Annotated in this window: 15 protein-coding genes and 1 other annotated feature; of the genes, 4 read left to right on the forward strand and 11 right to left on the reverse strand. The window is 36.0% G+C overall.

Annotated features, from left to right (window positions below; all coding sequences use genetic code 11):
- Window positions 1-225: 225 nt before the first annotated feature.
- The 4 genes from MHI02_RS13320 to tyrS form a co-directional block, all read right to left on the reverse strand.
- Window positions 226-1,170: an ABC transporter permease gene (locus tag MHI02_RS13320; protein ID WP_060667991.1), complete on the reverse strand. Its 945-nt coding sequence runs from the start codon at window positions 1,168-1,170 to the stop codon at window positions 226-228.
- Between the two features lie 81 nt (window positions 1,171-1,251).
- Complete coding sequence (locus tag MHI02_RS13325) at window positions 1,252-2,853, reverse strand: ABC transporter substrate-binding protein (protein WP_047185425.1); 1,602 nt, start codon at window positions 2,851-2,853, stop codon at window positions 1,252-1,254.
- Window positions 2,854-2,874: 21 nt separating this feature from the next.
- On the reverse strand, window positions 2,875-4,035 hold the full coding sequence (locus MHI02_RS13330) for a M20 metallopeptidase family protein (RefSeq protein ID WP_341166113.1): 1,161 nt from the start codon (window positions 4,033-4,035) through the stop codon (window positions 2,875-2,877).
- Between the two features lie 380 nt (window positions 4,036-4,415).
- Window positions 4,416-5,687, reverse strand: coding sequence for a tyrosine--tRNA ligase (gene tyrS, locus MHI02_RS13335; protein WP_047186774.1), 1,272 nt, complete (start codon window positions 5,685-5,687; stop codon window positions 4,416-4,418).
- A gap of 81 nt (window positions 5,688-5,768) precedes the next feature.
- Window positions 5,769-5,978: a binding site (T-box leader), on the reverse strand.
- 226 nt (window positions 5,979-6,204) lie between these two features.
- Between tyrS and MHI02_RS13340 the strand changes: the two genes are divergently transcribed.
- The 4 genes from MHI02_RS13340 (at window position 6,205) to MHI02_RS13355 (ending at window position 11,777) form a co-directional block, all read left to right on the forward strand.
- A complete protein-coding gene (locus tag MHI02_RS13340; protein ID WP_084824131.1) occupies window positions 6,205-9,096 on the forward strand; it encodes a transglycosylase domain-containing protein in 2,892 nt (963 codons plus the stop codon).
- A gap of 207 nt (window positions 9,097-9,303) precedes the next feature.
- Window positions 9,304-9,957 carry a GNAT family N-acetyltransferase gene (locus MHI02_RS13345; protein ID WP_047186775.1) on the forward strand — a complete coding sequence of 218 codons (654 nt, stop codon included), beginning with the start codon at window positions 9,304-9,306 and terminating at the stop codon, window positions 9,955-9,957.
- Window positions 9,958-10,614, forward strand: coding sequence for an acetoin utilization AcuB family protein (locus tag MHI02_RS13350; RefSeq protein WP_047186776.1), 657 nt, complete (start codon window positions 9,958-9,960; stop codon window positions 10,612-10,614). It begins immediately after the preceding gene.
- Window positions 10,611-11,777 carry an acetoin utilization protein AcuC gene (locus tag MHI02_RS13355; RefSeq protein ID WP_047186777.1) on the forward strand — a complete coding sequence of 389 codons (1,167 nt, stop codon included), beginning with the start codon at window positions 10,611-10,613 and terminating at the stop codon, window positions 11,775-11,777. The genes MHI02_RS13350 and MHI02_RS13355 overlap by 4 nt, the downstream gene beginning before the upstream one ends.
- Before the next feature lie 155 nt (window positions 11,778-11,932).
- Here MHI02_RS13355 and motS read toward each other — a convergent pair whose 3' ends face one another.
- The 7 genes from motS to MHI02_RS13390 all read right to left on the reverse strand — a co-directional run bounded on the left by motS (window position 11,933) and on the right by MHI02_RS13390 (window position 18,618).
- The gene (gene motS, locus MHI02_RS13360) at window positions 11,933-12,700 is read right to left on the reverse strand and encodes a flagellar motor protein MotS (RefSeq protein WP_047186778.1); all 768 of its coding nucleotides are present in this window, start codon (window positions 12,698-12,700) and stop codon (window positions 11,933-11,935) included.
- Window positions 12,690-13,514 carry a flagellar motor protein MotP gene (motP, locus tag MHI02_RS13365; protein WP_047186779.1) on the reverse strand — a complete coding sequence of 275 codons (825 nt, stop codon included), beginning with the start codon at window positions 13,512-13,514 and terminating at the stop codon, window positions 12,690-12,692. The genes motS and motP overlap by 11 nt, the downstream gene beginning before the upstream one ends.
- Window positions 13,515-13,593: 79 nt before the next feature.
- The gene (gene ccpA, locus MHI02_RS13370) at window positions 13,594-14,589 is read right to left on the reverse strand and encodes a catabolite control protein A (RefSeq protein WP_047186780.1); all 996 of its coding nucleotides are present in this window, start codon (window positions 14,587-14,589) and stop codon (window positions 13,594-13,596) included.
- Window positions 14,590-14,836: 247 nt separating this feature from the next.
- The gene (locus tag MHI02_RS13375) at window positions 14,837-16,246 is read right to left on the reverse strand and encodes an ISLre2 family transposase (protein ID WP_047183902.1); all 1,410 of its coding nucleotides are present in this window, start codon (window positions 16,244-16,246) and stop codon (window positions 14,837-14,839) included.
- A gap of 194 nt (window positions 16,247-16,440) precedes the next feature.
- The gene (locus MHI02_RS13380) at window positions 16,441-17,517 is read right to left on the reverse strand and encodes a bifunctional 3-deoxy-7-phosphoheptulonate synthase/chorismate mutase (protein WP_047186781.1); all 1,077 of its coding nucleotides are present in this window, start codon (window positions 17,515-17,517) and stop codon (window positions 16,441-16,443) included.
- A 286-nt stretch (window positions 17,518-17,803) separates the two neighbouring features.
- Window positions 17,804-18,193: a YtxH domain-containing protein gene (locus MHI02_RS13385; RefSeq protein ID WP_047186782.1), complete on the reverse strand. Its 390-nt coding sequence runs from the start codon at window positions 18,191-18,193 to the stop codon at window positions 17,804-17,806.
- Window positions 18,194-18,204: 11 nt separating this feature from the next.
- Window positions 18,205-18,618 (reverse strand): DUF948 domain-containing protein, encoded by a 414-nt coding sequence (locus tag MHI02_RS13390; protein ID WP_047186783.1) that lies wholly within the window; start codon window positions 18,616-18,618, stop codon window positions 18,205-18,207.
- Between the last annotated feature and the right edge of the window lie 187 nt (window positions 18,619-18,805).

An 18,805-nucleotide genomic window follows, 5' to 3' on the forward strand; every position in this document is an offset into this window, starting at 1 on the left:
GACATCTCCTTTTTTGTTGTCCAGGAAATTATAAAATTCCTGCATGTGGATAATTATTCAGAAAAGGCCACGTCCGGCTCCAGCGCCCAGCGACTAGCGAGACTTCCTTCACCTCCGTTCGATAAGTCAACATCGACTCACTCCGTTCGTCGTGTTTCCTTTATCTCCTGCGGCTCAGTCCAGTCCGTACGTCGCTAAACGGGCGCTTGCGCCTTTGTTCCTAAATCAATCATAGCGAATCCTTGGATCTAAAAAGGCATATAAAAGGTCGACAATTAAATTAATAAGTACATAAACAAAAGCAACAAATAATACTACTCCTTGAATTACCGGGTAATCCCTACGGTGAATCGAATCAATTAACAATTGACCAACACCTGGAATTGTAAAAATCGTTTCAATGATAACTGTTCCTCCGAGCAGACCAGCAACTGTTACACCTATGACGGTTGTCGTTGGAATAAGCGCATTGGAAAACACATGCTTCATTAAAACTGTACTTTCTTTTACCCCTTTTCCTCGTGCTGTTTTCGTATAATCTTGATTGACCGATTCAAGCATGCTATCCCTGAGCATACGAGCAATTAACCCGATTTCTACAGCAGCCAAAACAATACCCGGCAAAAGCAAATGATGTAACCAACCCAATAATCCATCTGTAATTGGTATATAACCCGCTACAGGAAAAATAGGTACGGATACACCCAGACCAAGAACTAATAACAACGCTAACCAAAACTCAGGTATTGATGTTCCTAGTAGAGAACCTGATAAAAACAGAGGATCTAACACTGTATTCCGTTTCCATACAATAAAAATAGCAGTTGGTATCGCAACAATTATGGTTAATAACATGGATATAACCATTAAGCTAAATGTCGGACCAAGACGTTCGACAATAATTTGTGTTACTGCTTGCTCAGAATAAATCGATTGTCCCAAGTCCCCTACAAATATATTGCCTAACCAGTCAAAATATTGAACAACTTTTGGTTTATCTAGTCCCAATTGTTGTTCTAATTGTTCAATTGCCTCAGGAGAACTATCTTCCCCCAAAATAAGGTAAGCTGGGTTACCTGGAGTAAGATGAACAATCATAAATACAATGATACTAACGATAAATAGAACAGGAATAATGGCTAAAAGTCTTCGTAACGTGTAATGTAACACTTTTTTCCCTCCCTTTATATCAATCTTTGAAAAGAACAAAGGAGCCAGTGTCGTTAAAAACAGACATGACTCCCTTTGTGGTTATTCATTCTTATAAGTATTCCAGAATCGTGGACCAATCCAAGCATCATATTCTTGAATTTCGTCACTCATTATATCTAATGTCGTTTCATTTGCAACTTTTAAGAAAGGAAGTTCATCATATACCGTTTGGTTCATTTCTTTTAATATTTTTTGTCTTTCTTCAGAAGATGCTGCTAATCCCCATTGTGTCATTAACTCAGACCAACGTTCACTGTTGTACCAACCACTACTACCGGTATCTTGAACTAGAAATCCTAACTCATTTGGTGAAAATCTAGTAGAATATCCAATGACAACAATGTCCCAATTATGAGGTTCTTGCCATTTTTCTAGATATGTTGCCCATTCATATGGCTCTAGTTCGACTGTAAACCCTACTTCCTCAAGTTGTTGTTCAGCTACTTGAGAAATACGTTTATATGCCTCATTATTGTTGGAATACATTATGGTAATGGGCTCACCATTATAATCAGATTCATTTAATAGCTCTTTTGCCTTTTCTGGATCATACTCCAAATAAGTGTCTGTTCCTTCTGCTGTATATAATTCGGTTTGAGTTGGATCAAATAGAGCACCATCCATTTCATAGAATTCTTCATTCCCATAAGTCGATTGAGCGATGGCCTCTTTATCTAGAGCATAATGTAAAGCTTGGCGAACTTTCAAATCATCAAATGGCGGCTCTGACTTATCAGGTGTAATCATTGAGTAACCATTGATATACGTAACTGGATTTATATTTGGTGTTGTTTCAATAACTTCATATAAATCTGTCGGAATGTTTTGAGCATAATCATATAGGTTTGTTTTTAAACCATTCAATTTCACTTGGGGATCCTTGACAATTAGAAAGTTAATTTGATCAAGAATAGCTTCCTTTTTACCTGTAAGCCCTCCCCAATCCGCTTCTTCACGCTGTGAATAATCATCAAACCTCGTTAGAACGATTTCATTTCCTCTTTCCCATTTTTCGAATTGATACGGTCCCGTACCAATAAGCTGTTCCGGAACTAATGGTTTTTCCCCTGCTTCCTCGGCAATTTCTTTTGGAATAATAGCTAATCCTGTTTTTGGAGCAGCCATATCATCTAGAAGCCCGTTATACACTTCGTTCAATGTAATTTCTACCGTTAATTCATCGATTGCCTTCACGTCTTCGATATACTCACTTGCAACTTTGCCTACAGAAGAAACAAGTCTCCATCTTTCAATAGATGCTACTACATCTTCCGCCCCAACAGTTGTGCCATTATGAAAATTCACATCATCTCTAATGGTTATGGTATAAACCTTTTGATCATCTGAGGCACTATAATCTTCAGCTATCATCGGTTTAACAGCAAAATCTTTATCAAGCGCTACTAATGTTTCAAAAATATGCCAAGCGATATCCCTTGTTGGACTTGAAGCATTTGACATAATGTCTAATGTATCTGGCTCACTAGTATAAGCGACGTCAAGTGTGCCACCAGTTTGTTTTTCCTCTGCCGCTGAATTTCCTTCTCCCGTCTCTTCGCTTGAACTCCCATTACTACAAGCCACCAAAATAAGTGTGAAAATTAATATAGCAAATAATTTTAATGTTTTTTCTAGACGCATTCCTCTGATCTCCCCTAGTAATTAGTCAACTAAATAGTGTGAAACAATTTTTATAAATGCCTTTTCAATATTAAGTAAAGCCCTTTCATCTATATCAAATTTCGGATGATGGTGTGGATAATGGGTACTTTCGCTTTCATTTCTTGATCCAACTCTGAAATACGTTCCAGGTTTCTCTTTTAAGAAGTAAGCAAAATCCTCCGCTCCCATCGTTGGCTCTAGTGCAACAACTTCTTCCTTATTAAAAACCTCTTTTAAAATATCATTTACAGTTGCTGTCTCTTCCGGATGATTAAATAGGGATGGGTAACCACGTAAAAAGTCAATTTCACAGTTTGCGTGATTCGCATTGGCAATTCCATTTACAATAGAATGTATTTCCTTTTCAACTAAATCACGTACATCTTCATCAAAGGTTCTTACCGTTCCCTCAATTTTAGCTTCATCCGGAATAACATTAAATGCAGCACCAGCTTGGAATACCCCCAGTGTAACAACAGCAGATTTCAATGGGTCTACCCTACGGCTTACAATTTTTTGTAGGGATTGAACAATTTCACTACCAATAACAATTGGATCAATTGCCTCATTCGGCCTAGCACCGTGTCCCCCATGCCCTTTTATCGTTATTTCAAACTTATCAACTGCAGCCATTTGGTATCCGGCACCAACAGCAACTTGACCTAATGGAAGTTCTGAAGCGAGATGAGCAGCAAATACATAATCTACATTATCGAGAATTCCCTCCTCAATCATATATTTTGCTCCTCCTGGTGGCTTCTCCTCCGCCGGTTGGAAAACAAAAAGTATTTTCCCCTTTAATTGTTCTTTATATTTACTAAGCATTTGTGCTGTCCCAAGAAGTGCTGCCGTATGGCCATCATGTCCACAAGCATGCATAACGCCTGGGTTTTCGGATGTATATGCAGTATCATTTTCTTCATGAATAGGCAGAGCATCGAAGTCCGCGCGCAAAGCAATTGTTTTACCTGGTTCTTTCCCTTCTAACTCCGCAACAATCCCGTGACCACCAATCTGTGTTTTCACAGAAAGTCCAAAGCTTCTTAATTTTTCTGCTATAAACAATGCAGTATTTTTTTCTTCAAATGATAACTCTGGATGTCTATGTAAATGTCTACGCCAATTCTGAACTTCCGAAAACTGTTCATCAACTTTATTCATAATTGTTGAAAATTCTTTAATTAAGCCCAATTAAATCCCCCGCATTCTATTTTTATTTGAATTTAGTAAGTTTTATAAAGAATACCCCATCAGTGGGAACTTCCTTCAACCCCCGCTGACTTATCAAACCTTTACGGGTAGTTGATCTCCCACCTACCTTCTTTGTTTTTTAGGCGGGAATCTTACTGTCCGTTTAGGTGGGATAAATTTATAAGTAATGATAACCATATTATACCTAGTTGTCAACTCGGTTTAGGGTATTTTCATAGATTTGGAGGCTATTTTTATATGTAAAAACTAAGGTTGAGAGTACCTTACACTTTTTTGGCAAAAAAAATACACTGACATCTCAAGTCAATGTATTTTTTCAATTTCCAATATTAATTAAAGGAAATTAAGAAATATTTTTTCTTACCACGGCGGATAATAGTGAATTTCTCTTCAATACGGTCTTCTTCGGTCACAGTATATTGAATATCTTGTTGACGTTCCCCGTTAATATAGACCGCTCCATTAGAAATATCCTCCCTTGCTTGGCGCTTAGAAGAAGAAATTTTAGCATTTACTAATAGATCAACTAGGCCTATATCTTCTTTTGAAGTTTCAAATGTTGGTACATCTTTAAAACCTTGTTCAATGTCACTGGCGGATAGCTTCTTAAAATCTCCACTAAACAATGCTTCTGTAATTTTTTTCGCTTGTGCTAGCGCTTCTTCACTATGAACTAATTTAGTCATTTCTTCTGCAAGACGTCTTTGAGCAACACGATTTTCCGGATGGTTAGTAACCTCACTTTCTAATTGAGCAATTTCTTCTTCGTTTAAAAATGTAAAGTACTTAATAAATTTAATGACATCACGGTCGTCCGTATTAATCCAGAATTGATAAAATTCATATGGCGTTGTCTTTTCCGGATCAAGCCAAATTGCTCCACCAGCTGTTTTACCGAATTTAGTTCCATCTGCCTTTGTTATTAATGGGACAGTTAAACCGTATACTTTAATTTCCTCATCTTGATTTTCTCTTGCCCGACGAATTAATTCCATTCCAGCGGTAATATTTCCCCATTGATCACTTCCACCTATTTGTAATGTTACGTTTTCTTCTTCATATAATTTCATATAATCTAAAGACTGCAATAGCATATAACTAAACTCAGTAAAAGAAAGTCCCTGTTCTATACGAGCTGAAACAGATTCTTTAGCTAGCATATAATTAATACTAAAATGTTTTCCTATATCTCTTAGTACATCAATAAAAGTTAATTTTCCTAACCAATCATGATTATTTCGTACTTTTACAGAACTTTCAATGTTCTCCACTTCTAAAATTTTGTTAATTTGTTTTTTTAATGAATCAGCGTAATATTGTACCGTTTCTGTTGTATTTAATGACCTTTCTGTGGAACGTCCACTTGGGTCCCCTATCATTCCGGTACCGCCGCCGACTAATGCAATTGGTTTATGACCAGCTAATTGGAATCGTTTTAGCATAATTAATGGTACTAAATGACCAATATGTAAACTATCTGCCGTTGGGTCAAAACCACAGTACAAACTTACCTGGTTCGTTTCTAAATGTTTTTTTAGACCTTCATGATCGGTAGTTTGTTGAATTAGTCCGCGTTTTTCTAAATCTTGTAAAATATCCATTACATGCACTCTCCTATTTTAATTTGGCATCTTTCTAAGAAAACAGCCATTTCTAAAAATAAAAAAACTCATCCCTAACTAAAAAGGGACGAGTTATTAAACACGCGTTACCACCCTTGTTGCACAGTTGTGCCACTCGGTATTGTTATCGATGTTTCCACCGTTTCCTTCATAAGAGAAGAAATTGCTCCAGAACGTAATTCGTGTTACAAATGTATACTAGTTTCCACCGACCACTAGCTCTCTTTGATAGGGATTTGTAAAACTACTTCATTCTTTCTTAGCTACTTACATATATATAGAATGTTGCTAATAGTGCATGTTCAAAAAGTTGGATGAAAAAGACCGATTCAGCTGAGAAAGCTGCACCTCCACAAGGGTATGACATGTTCACCAGACTTTTTGAACATCCTCTAATAATCTTTATCATATACATTATTAAAATGCAACTAAATTCATCTATCTCGAAAAATATACTTATGATATAATTATAAAAGAATTTTAGGGGGTTTTGCAAATGAAACTGAAAGAGATGTTTCATCAATTAAAGAGAAAGTCTAAATCAGCGTGGAATACCTTTAGAAACTATGAATTTATCAATAAAGTATCGACCATATGGAAAACTGGTAAGATCCAGAAAACTTCACGTATTACATATGATGTTGTTTGGAATATAATATTAGTCTTTTTAATTATAGGTTTCATAGGTGCTTTCTTTGTTGGAGGGGTAGGCGCAGGTTTTTTTGCCTCCCTTATAAAAGATGAACCCGTACGTAGCTATGCAGACATGAAGGAAGATATCTATAATTACGATGAAACGACAAAGTTATATTTTGCTGATAATATTTATTTAGGAGATGTACAAACCGATCTTTATCGGGAAGAAACGACCCTAGATAAAATATCTCCTACCTTAATTCAAGCCGTTATTGCAACGGAAGATGAATATTTTAATGAACATCAAGGTATTGTGCCAAAGGCTATATTCCGAGCATTATACCAAGAAGTATCAAATTCAAATATGCAAAGCGGTGGTAGTACACTCACACAGCAATTAATAAAAAATCAAATATTAACAGATGAAGTATCTTTTGAAAGAAAGGCGAAAGAAATTCTCTTGGCCCTACGGTTGGAACGATTCTTTGAAAAAGATGAAATCCTAGAAGCGTATTTAAACATTGTTCCATATGGACGTAATTCCTCAGGTGGAAATATAGCGGGAATTCAAACAGCTGCACAAGGTATTTTTGGTATTAATGCAGATGAAGTTAATCTTGCACAAGCAGCATATTTAGCAGGTTTGCCACAAAGCCCATCCTATTATACACCATTTAAAAATAATGGTGGTTTAAAAGACGAGGACGGAATAAAGCCTGGCCTAAACCGGATGAAAATTGTTTTAAACCGAATGCTCGATATGGACTATATTACAAAAGAAGAATACGAAGAGGCGATAAACTATGATGTAGTTGCCGATTTCAAAGAAGAAGACAAATCTCCACATAAAAAATACCCAATCTTAACTAGAGAAATTCAATCAAGGGCAACAGATATTATTATGTATCATTTGGCAGAAAAAGATGGGCATTCTAAAGAGGATCTGGAAAAAGATAAAGAATTAAAGAAAAAGTATTCCGCACTAGCATCTAAAGCTATTCAGTCGGAAGGGTATAAGGTTCATTCGACTATCGATAAAAAGATGTACGATGCATTCCAAGAGATTGCAGCCAATTACCAATATTATGGAAATGATAAGAATACGGTAGTAAATAAAAAAACAGGCGAAACAAAGCTTCAATCTATTCAAGCTGCAGCAGTTTTAATTGATAATAAAACAGGAAGAATTATTAGCTTTTTAGGTAATCGTAATTATAGTGAGGAAAATCAAACAAACTATGCAACAGCTAAAAGACAAATAGGTAGTACAGCTAAACCTTTAGCCGTTTACGCACCAGCAATGGAATTAGGTAAAGTTCAACCTAGTACGACTATCGTCGATGAACCTAGAAGCTGGGGATCATGGAGTCCTAAAAACTATGGTGGTGGAAATTACGGTACGGTAACAGTAAGAAAAGCATTAGCTAGCTCTTATAATATACCTGCAGTTATTACCTATGAGAAAATAATTTCACAAGACCCTGCTAGCTATTTGGAAAAAATGGGTGTTACTTCTCTAGTAGAAGCTGACCATCAAAATCTATCTTTTGCTCTTGGAGCATCTGAGAATGGTATATCTGTTGAAGAAAACATTAATGCTTATGCAACCTTTGGCAATAATGGAAAATTTGCAGATGGTTATATGATAGATAAGATTACAACAGCTGATGGTGATGTTGTATATGAGCACGAAACAAAACCTGTTGATGTTTTTTCACCACAAACAACATATCTTACAATTGATATGATGCGAGATGTCATAAATAGTGGTACGGGTGCTTATGTAAAATCAAGGTTAAAATATGGTGGTGTTGACTGGGCAGGAAAAACAGGTACTTCACAAAATTATGATGATGCATGGTTCATTGCTACTAACCCGAACGTAACATTCGGAACATGGCTTGGTTATGAGATCCCTGATTCTATTTACGACAGTTCTTCTTCACTAAGTTACAGTCAACGTACGCAAAATTTATGGGCACAATTAATTAATGCAGCTTCTGATATTAATCCGGAACTTGTAGCACCTTCCGAAAGATTTAAACAGCCGGATGGTATTGTCTCTAGAAGTTACTGTAGTATCTCAGGTGACTTGGCATCTGATTTATGCCAAAAAGCCGGGTTAGTAAAATCAGACATCTATAATTCGAAATATGTACCTACTAAGGTAGATGATAGTTTAATAGCAGGTTCACAAATTGTTATAGCTGGAAAAGCTGTTGCAGCTGGGTCAGATACACCTAAGGAATTCACTTTAGGAAATGGGCTCATGTTTAATCCTGAATGGCTGGAACGCAAAGGGATTAACAATGTTAGCCAACTCATTCCCCGAACCGATACAGATAAATGGCAACAAATTGGTGCTCCTAAAACTAGGTTAGCATCCTATAAAATTGAAAATGATGGCAAAGCTCCTTTAGCGCCGACGTCAGTAAACTATAAGGATAATAAGCTTAAATGGAATAAACCAGACTCAAGTGATATAGTCGGATACCGGATTTATCGCAAATCGAACTCCGATGGAAATTATAAACTTGTAGGAAACACTTCAAATACTGAGTTCTCAGTTGAAGATGACAATGCGACTTATCAAGTAAAAGCAGTTGATTATTTTGGCTTAGAGTCTAGTCCATCTAATGAAATTGTAATTGGCAAAGACCCTAAATCAGCTGATGAATCCGAGTCGAAAAAGGCAAAAGAAGAGAAGGAACAAAAAAAGAAAGAAGAAAAGAAAAAAGAGAAACAAGAATAACATAGGCACAGCTCAGAAAGTGCTTAATATTAAAGAAGGTACTCGTTGTCGGGTATCTTCTTTTTTCTAATAGAGACGGAACTTATTAGCTCCGCCCCTACCATTAGAAAAACTCATTCATGAAAATGTTACAAAAGACTAAAACTTTTTCGAATTATCTTGTATACTATAGTTAATACGGATGACCTGAAATTAGGTGGTGAAAACATGGAACACATCAAGACCCATTACAAGATGCAACGAGAGACCTCATCAGAACCCATTGTGATTGAGGGTCCACTCTCCTCGAATGAATTACAGCAATATCACTTTCATGAGAAATTAACTGCATTTAGGCCAGCACATAAACAATTTGAGGCGCTTCAAAAAATCGCTGACTTTCCGGAAGGCAGAATAATAGTAGCTCGTACACTTGATACTATTATTGGATATGTCACTTATGTGCATCCTGATCCACTTGAAAGATGGTCTGAATTTAACATGCAGGATTTGATTGAATTAGGGGCAATAGAAATCATCCCAGAATTTCGTGGTGAAAAAGTCGCTTCTAACCTTCTTGAAATTTCCATGCGTGATGAATTTATGGAAAATTATATTATAATTTCTACAGAATATTATTGGCATTGGGATTTAGAAGGAACCAAATTAAGCATCTGGAATTATCGAAAATTAATGGAAAAAATGATGGCAGCCGGTGGATTACTCCCCGCTCCAACAGATGACCCGGAAATTATTTCTCATCCCGCAAATTGTTTGATGGTCCGTATCGGGAAAAATGTTCCGGAAGAATCTGTAAAGAAATTTGATGAATTACGATTCCTATCAAGAAATAAGGATCGTTCTATGAGGGAGGGTTTATAAATGTTAGTACAGGAAATCATGAAAACTGAGGTGATTACTCTACCCCAAAATGCAACAATTGCTAACGCCCTACAATTATTACAAGATCATCGTATTCGCCATATACCTATTGTCAATGATAACAATGAAGTAATTGGTATTGTTTCTGACCGTGATGTAAGGGATGCAAGCCCTTCAGTCTTGTTAAAGAATGATAGCATAGAACAAAATGAATTAGAGAATGAAATAAAAATGATTATGACTACACCTGTTATTACAATCCATCCGCTTGATTTTGTAGAAGAAATTGCACGTGTGTTTTATGATAAGGAAATTGCTTGTTTACCAGTTGTGAATAAAAATAAACTGGTCGGTATTGTGACGGAAAAGGATATGTTATATACGTTAATTCAGTTAACAGGGATAACGGTACAAAGCTCCGTAATTGAGGTAAAAGTTCCCGACGTCCCAGGGATTATTCCTGAGGTTGCAGCTATTTTTGGAAAACGCAAAGTGAATATTGCATCCGTATTGGTCTACCCATTTAAAGATGATCCAAATTATAAAATACTTGTTTTTCGAATCCAAACAATGAATCCGCTTCCATTCATTCAAGACTTACGAAATGCTGGCTACAAATTAATGTGGCCTAATAATATTCCGGAGCCAAAAGTATGAAAAGGAACGCAGCTTTTATATTTTCTGATCAATTTTTAGAATACCATTTTCATGAAAATCACCCTTTCAATCAAAAACGAATTCAATTAACGAAAGAATTATTGGAACAATCGAATGCATTAACTTCTGAGGACTTACTTTTACCTCGTAAAGCGTCAGATAAAGAAATAGCATTATTTCATGATGAAGATTATATAGAAGCAGTTAAAAGAGCAAGTTTTAACCAATTAACTGATGACGAGAAACGTGAATTCGGTCTTGGTACGGAAGACACTCCCATTTTTGATGGTATGCATGAAGCATCCGCCCTGCTCGTCGGAGGTTCATTAACAGCTGTAGATGAAGTTATAAATGAACGTGTTAATCATTCGTTGAATATAGGCGGTGGACTACATCACGGATTTAAGCGGAAAGCTTCTGGATTTTGTATTTATAATGATGCGGCTATTGCTATTAGATATATAAGAAAAAATTATAATTTAAGGGTATTGTATGTTGACACGGATGCCCATCATGGTGATGGAGTTCAAAGTGCATTTTATGATGACCCTAATGTATGTACATTTTCAATCCACGAAACAGGTAGGTATTTATTTCCGGGTACAGGTGAAGTAAACGAACGGGGAATAAAACAAGGATTTGGTTATTCATTTAATCTCCCTATCGATGCTTTTACACAAGACGAATCCTTTTTGGAAGTTTATGAGGGGGCTATTAGAAGAATTGCGGAGTTCTTTAAACCTGACATTATTATTACACAAAACGGAGCAGATGCACATACATATGACCCCCTAACCCATCTTTGCACTTCTATGAAAATATATGAACGTATTCCTGAGATTTCCCATGAATTAGCCCACGAGTACTGTAACGGGAAATGGATTGCCCTTGGGGGAGGAGGCTACGACATTTGGCGAGTTGTTCCAAGAGCATGGGCTCAAATTTGGAATGTCATGAAAATGGGTACAATTAGCACCGGCCCTCTCCCACGCACATGGATTGAAAAGTGGAAAAAGGAATCGCCTGTAAATATTCCGAATCATTGGCATGACACAAATGAAGAAGCATTTCCTTACATTCCTAGAAAACCAGAAATTAACGATAAAAATAGTAAACTACTAAATCAATTACTAAAATACACGTTTAAACCACAAAAGAAATGATAACAACTATCTACAGTTCTTAATAAAGTAGACTTCCATCCGATCTCCCACCTACTTTCTTTGTTCCCCAGAAGCTTAAGGTGGGAATCTACTGCCCGTATAGGTCGGATAAAGAGGAATAAAAAGAGCAGGTGCATATTCAGCAACTGCTCTTTTTATTCCATAATTACAATTTCTACTCTCCGATTTTTACCCCAGTGTTTTTCAGAATCGTTTGGTGCTATAGGTCTAGTATCTGCATAACCAACTGATGAGAATCTTTTTTCATCCAATTCAAATCCATTAGTTAAATAGCGAATAACACTACCGGCGCGAGCTGCCGATAATTCCCAATTCGATGGATACCTATAGTTTGTTATCGGCCTAGAATCAGTATGCCCTTCTACACGCACTTGGTTTGGAACATCTTTTAAGAGAAGACCTATCTTATCTAAAAATGGTTTAGCCGAATTTAATACGGTTGCCTCTCCAGTGTCAAATAAGATATTCTCCTGCAAGACTAATACAACACCTTCATCTGATCGCTTAGCCGTAATAGCACCATTTAAATTATTATTATCAAGAAAAGATTCTACTTCACTAACTAGATTATCTAGAGAGTTCCCTTCTTCCGTCTTAGGTGTTTGATCACTTAAATCACTTTCATCCAAGTCACTATTCAACTTTCCTTCTAAGTTATCCCCTTTTTCATTTTTGGATTGTTCAGCAGGTTGATTGGAAGGAACTATAGAAGGATAAAAATCAAAAATCATTCTGTTTTGGAATGATTCTTGAACCGCCTCAAAGCGTTCATCGTCAAGGTTTGACATAGCAAATAATAGTATGAAGAAAACTAAAATTAAGGTTACCATATCAGAATAGGTAACCATCCATTTTGGTGCACCAGTTTCTTTAATGGACTTCCTCTTTCTCCTACGCTTCATTAATGCTTTCTCCTATGATATTAGAAGTCTGGATTTCTTTTTGCTTTTCTTGATCTTCATTGGAAAGAAATGCATTTAGTTTCTCCTCAAGGATACGTGGATTCTGTCCGGATTGTACACCAATAATTCCCTCAATGATTATTTGCTTATAAAAAGCCTCTTCTTCTGTTTTCCCCTCTAACTTATTTGCCATAGGCGTAAACACAAGATTAGCTAACACAGTTCCATATAATGTCGTTAATAGTGCCACAGCCATACTAGGTCCTAATGTAGACGGATCAGATAATTGATTTAACATCAAAACGAGTCCAATCAACGTACCTATCATTCCCCATGAAGGTGCGTATTCAGCTGCCTTTTCAAACAAAGACCTACTTTTCGCGTGTCTTTCTTCCATTGCCATAATTTCTGCTTCTAGAATATCATTGATTACTTCAGGTTCAACGCCATCTACAACAAGTAATAAACCTTTACGTATAAATGGATCATCAATACCATCCAAATCATTTTCTAAAGCTAAAATACCTTCTCTCCGCGCCCTTTCAGCTAATCGAGAAAAAAGCGCAATTAACTCAGGTAACTGCTTACTATTTTGAAGGGAAGTCGCCTTAAATAACTTGAAAATTAGTTTGAGTTGTTCCATTTTAAAAGCGATTAACATAGAGGCTATTAGGCCACCAATTACAATCAGAATACTAGATACATCAATAAATGATACAGCACCTTCTGTACCGCCACTTGAAAGAATCGCTAGCATAATAACGATAAAACCAAATGTAATGCCGATAGGAGTTAATATATCTTTTTTACTCATTTTCTAAATCTCCCCAACCATTTAAAAGATATAGATGAATGTAATTTACATCCATCTATATCTTTTATCGGCATCATTTTTATAAAGTTGAATTTCTTAACTCAATTCTATGAGGCAATATGACATTTTTTTCAGCAACTTCTTCTTTATTCATAAATTTTGTCAATAAGCGCATTGCAACTGCACCGATGTCATACATAGGTTGTACAACTGTTGAAAGCGTCGGACGAACCATGGTTGCAAGTCGAGTATTATCAAAACCAAAAATTTCTACATCATTCGGAACATTATACCCCATATCTTGAACACCATGGATAACACCTAATGCCATTTCATCTGAAGCGACAAAAATAGCCTCTGGTTTTTCATCTAAAGCCGCTAATTGCTTGGCAGCTTCAAGCCCGGACTCATAAGAATAATCACCTTGTACAATGAATTCTTCCTTAATCGGAACATTTGCCTCAGCTAATGCACGCTTATAGCCGGCAAATTTATGTTCATTAATACTTGTATCTTCTCCGCCACCAACATATGCCGGATTTTTCTTTCCTTTATCAACAAAATGCTTTGTTGCTTCATAAGCAGCTTCTTCATAATTAATATTTACAGATGCTAATTCCTTTGTGTCATCATAAGTTGCTGCTAACACGATTGGAACATTCGAAGTATTAAATTGTTGCAAGTGTTCTTCAGTAATGGTTCCACCCATAAACAATATTCCATCTACTTGTTTTTCCAACATTGTATTAATTAACGCTAACTCTTTATCTTTATTTTGATCTGAATTACTTAAAATAACATTATATTTATACATAGTTGCAATATCTTCTATACCACGAGCTAATTCTGAAAAGAAAATACTGGATATATCTGGAATGATTGCACCTACAGTGGTTGTCTTTTTACTAGCTAATCCTCTAGCTACCGCGTTTGGTCGATAACCTAAACGTTCTATTGTCGCTAAAACTTTTTTACGTGTTGTTGGCTTTACATTTGGATTTCCATTCACTACTCTCGAAACCGTAGCCATAGACACATTTGCTTCTCTTGCTACATCATAAATTGTTACAGTCATTACTGTGTTTACCTCCTATATTATAAATCCAGTCTTTTGTTTATATCATACTCTAACATGATAAAAAAAACAAAAATAACCGTCTTTTAGTATGTGTCAAGTTTTTCTCGGTGTGTCTTTCACGCCAATATTTCCGGCACTCTATTTTTGTACACTTTTTCGGCTACCGCGCGACCCTTGTCGCTTGCTGTCCCCAATTTTTAGGTAACGTTCTAAAAACCAAGAACCTTACCTAAAAATCAGGGTGTTATCTAAAACTTTTTATTAACTGTCCAATAGCTGATGAATGAGCTGTATTTAGGCTTATTTTACCTTGTTTTGCTCCAATTGACGGCTGGGTTTCCTGGCGTAGAAATTCAGTCATACGAACCACTTTTTTCACGTCTCGTTGTTTTCTTACACTTCGCCTTTGGTCTCTCAAATAGACGGATCGTAATGTTTTATTTAGAATCCCTTGTTTGATCTTCACCATTGCCTCACTACCTTCTAAACTCCAATGCATTCCACGCTTTTTCATTCGGAATGAAATATGTCGTTGGTTGGATTCCATTGCACCCATGCCCCTTGCCTCTTTTGGTGGATTCTCAACTTTTTCTCTCCAATCAAAAATTCGATCCCAATTACCGCCAATATATCTACGAAAATCCTCGGCCTTTTCTAACTGCTTATCCGTTTCTAAAGTGCTCTCCAATGTATCCATCCAACGTATGAAATCATCCAGTTCGTGTTCTTTGATTGCCTTTTGTACACCTTCTTTAAACTCGCTCTTTTTAACTCCAAAAGTTCGATTCAGTGCTTTAGAAATGTGAAAGGAATCCAATTGATTTAAAACAGGATAACTAGACTGTGAGAAAGCCTCTTGAAAACGTTCTGCCGTATAACCGGGACCACCATCACTATTGGTGACAACTTGTGTATTTTCTAAGGAATAATGACTAGCTGTAAACGCCTGGACTTCTTTCCAAAAATCATTTGTTGGTTTGGTTGTCATAATAACTTGTGGATTCTTTAGGGATACGCGCTTTCCATTTTTAATCCAACCTTCATGGATCACTGCATGATGTACTTCATGACTTGTTTTTTCCTTAGTCCCACGCACAAATACACCATCTGCCTCGGCAAATAAAAATTCCAATTCTTTCCCCTTTGGTAAATAGGCAGCTTCCTCTAATTCAGCTAACAATTCTTCATCAGCTTGCGCTTGTGCTTTTCCTACACGCTTCACCATACTTCCCACTGTCGTATGACTAAGATTCACGGCAGTCCATTCACTTAATATGCGTGCAGTTTCTCGGTACGTACTCTCACTAGCCAACTCCGCCACTTTTACTTCAACTAAAGGACTATGTCGCTGATATTTTCTAAATCCAACCCACTCATCAAAAGGATAATGCGCTTTCCCATTGATATCGTGCATTAATGTATGCGTAAAACGAACTGCCCCAAAGATAAACTGAATTGTCTTTTCATCTTCTCGTTCAACCGTCCAACCCTTACTTTGCATTCTTCTTTTTATCGTTTGATTAAGTTGTGTAAATACGCTCCCCATCAGTTTAGTAAGGAGATCATATACATAAATTTGAACATGTTCCTCAAAGTCAATTAAATCATTTGTATCCTTTAATAATTCGCTGATTTTTGATATAATTGTATTCATGAAAAGGCCTCTTTCAAATGTATTTGCCGGTCAGCATACATTTATGATAGAGCGCCTTTTCTTTTTTTTCTAGAATTTTGTTTCAAATCCCCGAGAACTATTTTACACATAGCGTCTTTTATAGTTAATTCATTAATTATAGTCTTACGATAAAGAAAGACTAATCAATATTGATTAGTCTTTTCTAAACATACCTATTTTAAACGATTCTCTAAATCTGTTAGTTCTTCATAGAAACGATCGAATGTTGGGATGTCCATTTGTTGTGCTGAATCAGAAAGTGCTACAGCAGGATCTGGATGGACCTCTGCCATAATTCCATCTGCTCCAATAGCAAGGGCTGCTCTTGCCGTCGGAAGTAATAAATCACGGCGACCAGTTGAATGTGTAACGTCTACCATTACAGGTAAGTGTGTTTCTTGTTTTAGAATTGGAACCGCGGAAATATCTAATGTATTTCTTGTTGCTTTTTCATAAGTTCTAATACCGCGTTCACATAGAATAACATTTCCATTACCACTAGAAACAATGTATTCAGCAGCATTAATATATTCAGAAATTGTAGCAGAAAGACCACGTTTTAATAAAACTGGTTTATCAATTTGACCTGCAGCTTTTAACAATTCGAAGTTTTGCATATTTCTTGCACCGATCTGGATAACATCAATATATTCAACAGCCTTTTCTAAATCTGTTGGTGTAACAATTTCACTAATCGTAACTAGATCATATTCATCTGCAATACGTTTTAAGATTTGTAAGCCTTCTAATCCTAGACCTTGGAAATCATATGGTGATGTTCTTGGCTTAAATGCGCCCCCACGCAATAATTTAAGTCCTTTACCTTTAATAGATTCAGCAACCTGTGCTACTTGATCATAACTTTCTACTGCACATGGACCAAACACATGGTTAATATTACCGTTCCCAATTTTCACACCTTTAATATCAATAACTGTGTTTTCAGGCTGTCTCTTACGGGATACAAGAAGCGCTTTTTGATGATCTTCCTCTTGCAATTCTAGTCCAGCCTTAAAAATTTCTTTAAATATATGAACAATGGTTGAGTTTTCAAATGGTCCTGTATTCTTTGCGGTAATAAGGTCTAACATTTCACGTTCTCTAACAGGATCAAACTCTTTTCTAATACTTTGCTTTGTTTTTATTTGTCCAATTTCTTGAACAAGTGATGCGCGTTTGTTGATTAATTCTAGTATTTCCAAATTTACTTCGTCTAATTGATTTCTTAATTGCTCAAATTGATTCGTCATTTTATGCGCCCCCAGAAAAATAATAACATTTATAATTAATTTATAATTAGTGACAATTATAGCTAACATTCTTACATTTGTCACCATTTAGTTTTACGATTAATGTAATTTTTTTCATCATTCCTTAAATAAAAAGAAAAGCGGAAGCGCCCGTTTAGCGACGTATGGACTGCGCCTGGCCATGCCAGGAGGTGAAGGAAGTGTCGCTACGGCTTTAGCGCTGGAGCTAGACACGAAAGAAAAAACTACAACCCATAATGGACTGTAGTTTAGGAAATAATTTTCTTTACTTTTCAGAATCTGCTGCTTCAACTAACGTTTTGTCTTCATTATTGAACTTAGTAGATATTGATTTAGTTAAATCTTGTGTTTTTTTAGTTAGATCCTGTGTTTTTTGAGAAACATTTTTGGTAATGTTAGAAGTAGTATCCATTGCACGTTTTTTAAACTCAACGCTTGTTGTAAAAGCTTTATCTTTCCAGTCACTACTCTTTTCCTGTGCAATTTCTTTCCAATCCCCAGCACGGTTTTTCACTTGTTGAGCACCTTCATTAATATCACCTCTAAGTTCTTTACCTGATTTAGGTGCAAAAACCAATGCAATAGAAGCTCCAACTATCGTACCAACAAATGTTCCGATTACAAAATCCTTCATGTTAATGTTGTTTTCACTCATATTATTACCTCCTACTTATTTTTGTTCCTTCTTCCATTTACAAAATCTACTATAGCTGCCCCCCATTTTACAGCTTGAGCAGCTTTTTCTTGGTCAATCTTGGAAGCCACAGAAATACTATTTGATATCTCATTTAGAGATTGACTAAAATCTTTCATGGAATCCCCAATTCCTTTAGCGCCATCAAATAAAGTATCCAACTTCCCAGTTTTTTCATTCATATCTTCAGCTAATTTATTCGTTTTAGATAATAACTCAGTTGTTTCTGTTGTAACACCTTGCATTTGTTTTTCAATACCTTGAATTGTAATGGAAACATCTTTTAACGTCTCTTTTGTTGCCTTTATTGCAATCACTACATAAATAACTAGAATAACAAACGCTAAAGCCGCAATAAACGCAGATATGTATAGTAAAAACTCCATATCTCTTTCATCTCCTTATGTATAATAACTTATGTAAAGGCATGACAATGGTTCATTTTTAATAATTTCCCTATTTATCAATACCTAAACCTGTTTTTAAATAAATTTAAAAACAGACCTAGCTTTAGTATATAACTTTCTAATAATTAATTCGACATTAAACAAATAAAAACCTTTTTTGTAAGGT

The organism is Oceanobacillus sp. FSL K6-0118 (assembly GCF_038006665.1).
Classification (GTDB): Bacteria; Bacillota; Bacilli; order Bacillales; family Amphibacillaceae; genus Oceanobacillus; species Oceanobacillus caeni.

Bases quoted from the DNA above. Each gene is read 5' to 3' on its own strand.
- MHI02_RS13340 (WP_084824131.1), top strand. From the start codon at position 6,205: ATGAAACTGAAAGAGATGTTTCATCAATTAAAGAGAAAGTCTAAATCA.
- MHI02_RS13330 (WP_341166113.1), bottom strand. From the start codon at position 4,035: ATGAATAAAGTTGATGAACAGTTTTCGGAAGTTCAGAATTGGCGTAGA.
- ccpA (WP_047186780.1), bottom strand. From the start codon at position 14,589: ATGACTGTAACAATTTATGATGTAGCAAGAGAAGCAAATGTGTCTATG.
- MHI02_RS13380 (WP_047186781.1), bottom strand. From the start codon at position 17,517: ATGACGAATCAATTTGAGCAATTAAGAAATCAATTAGACGAAGTAAAT.
- tyrS (WP_047186774.1), bottom strand. From the start codon at position 5,687: ATGGATATTTTACAAGATTTAGAAAAACGCGGACTAATTCAACAAACT.
- motP (WP_047186779.1), bottom strand. From the start codon at position 13,514: ATGAGTAAAAAAGATATATTAACTCCTATCGGCATTACATTTGGTTTT.
- MHI02_RS13390 (WP_047186783.1), bottom strand. From the start codon at position 18,618: ATGGAGTTTTTACTATACATATCTGCGTTTATTGCGGCTTTAGCGTTT.
- MHI02_RS13375 (WP_047183902.1), bottom strand. From the start codon at position 16,246: ATGAATACAATTATATCAAAAATCAGCGAATTATTAAAGGATACAAAT.
- MHI02_RS13385 (WP_047186782.1), bottom strand. From the start codon at position 18,193: ATGAGTGAAAACAACATTAACATGAAGGATTTTGTAATCGGAACATTT.
- MHI02_RS13325 (WP_047185425.1), bottom strand. From the start codon at position 2,853: ATGCGTCTAGAAAAAACATTAAAATTATTTGCTATATTAATTTTCACA.
- MHI02_RS13355 (WP_047186777.1), top strand. From the start codon at position 10,611: ATGAAAAGGAACGCAGCTTTTATATTTTCTGATCAATTTTTAGAATAC.
- MHI02_RS13350 (WP_047186776.1), top strand. From the start codon at position 9,958: ATGTTAGTACAGGAAATCATGAAAACTGAGGTGATTACTCTACCCCAA.
- MHI02_RS13345 (WP_047186775.1), top strand. From the start codon at position 9,304: ATGGAACACATCAAGACCCATTACAAGATGCAACGAGAGACCTCATCA.
- motS (WP_047186778.1), bottom strand. From the start codon at position 12,700: ATGAAGCGTAGGAGAAAGAGGAAGTCCATTAAAGAAACTGGTGCACCA.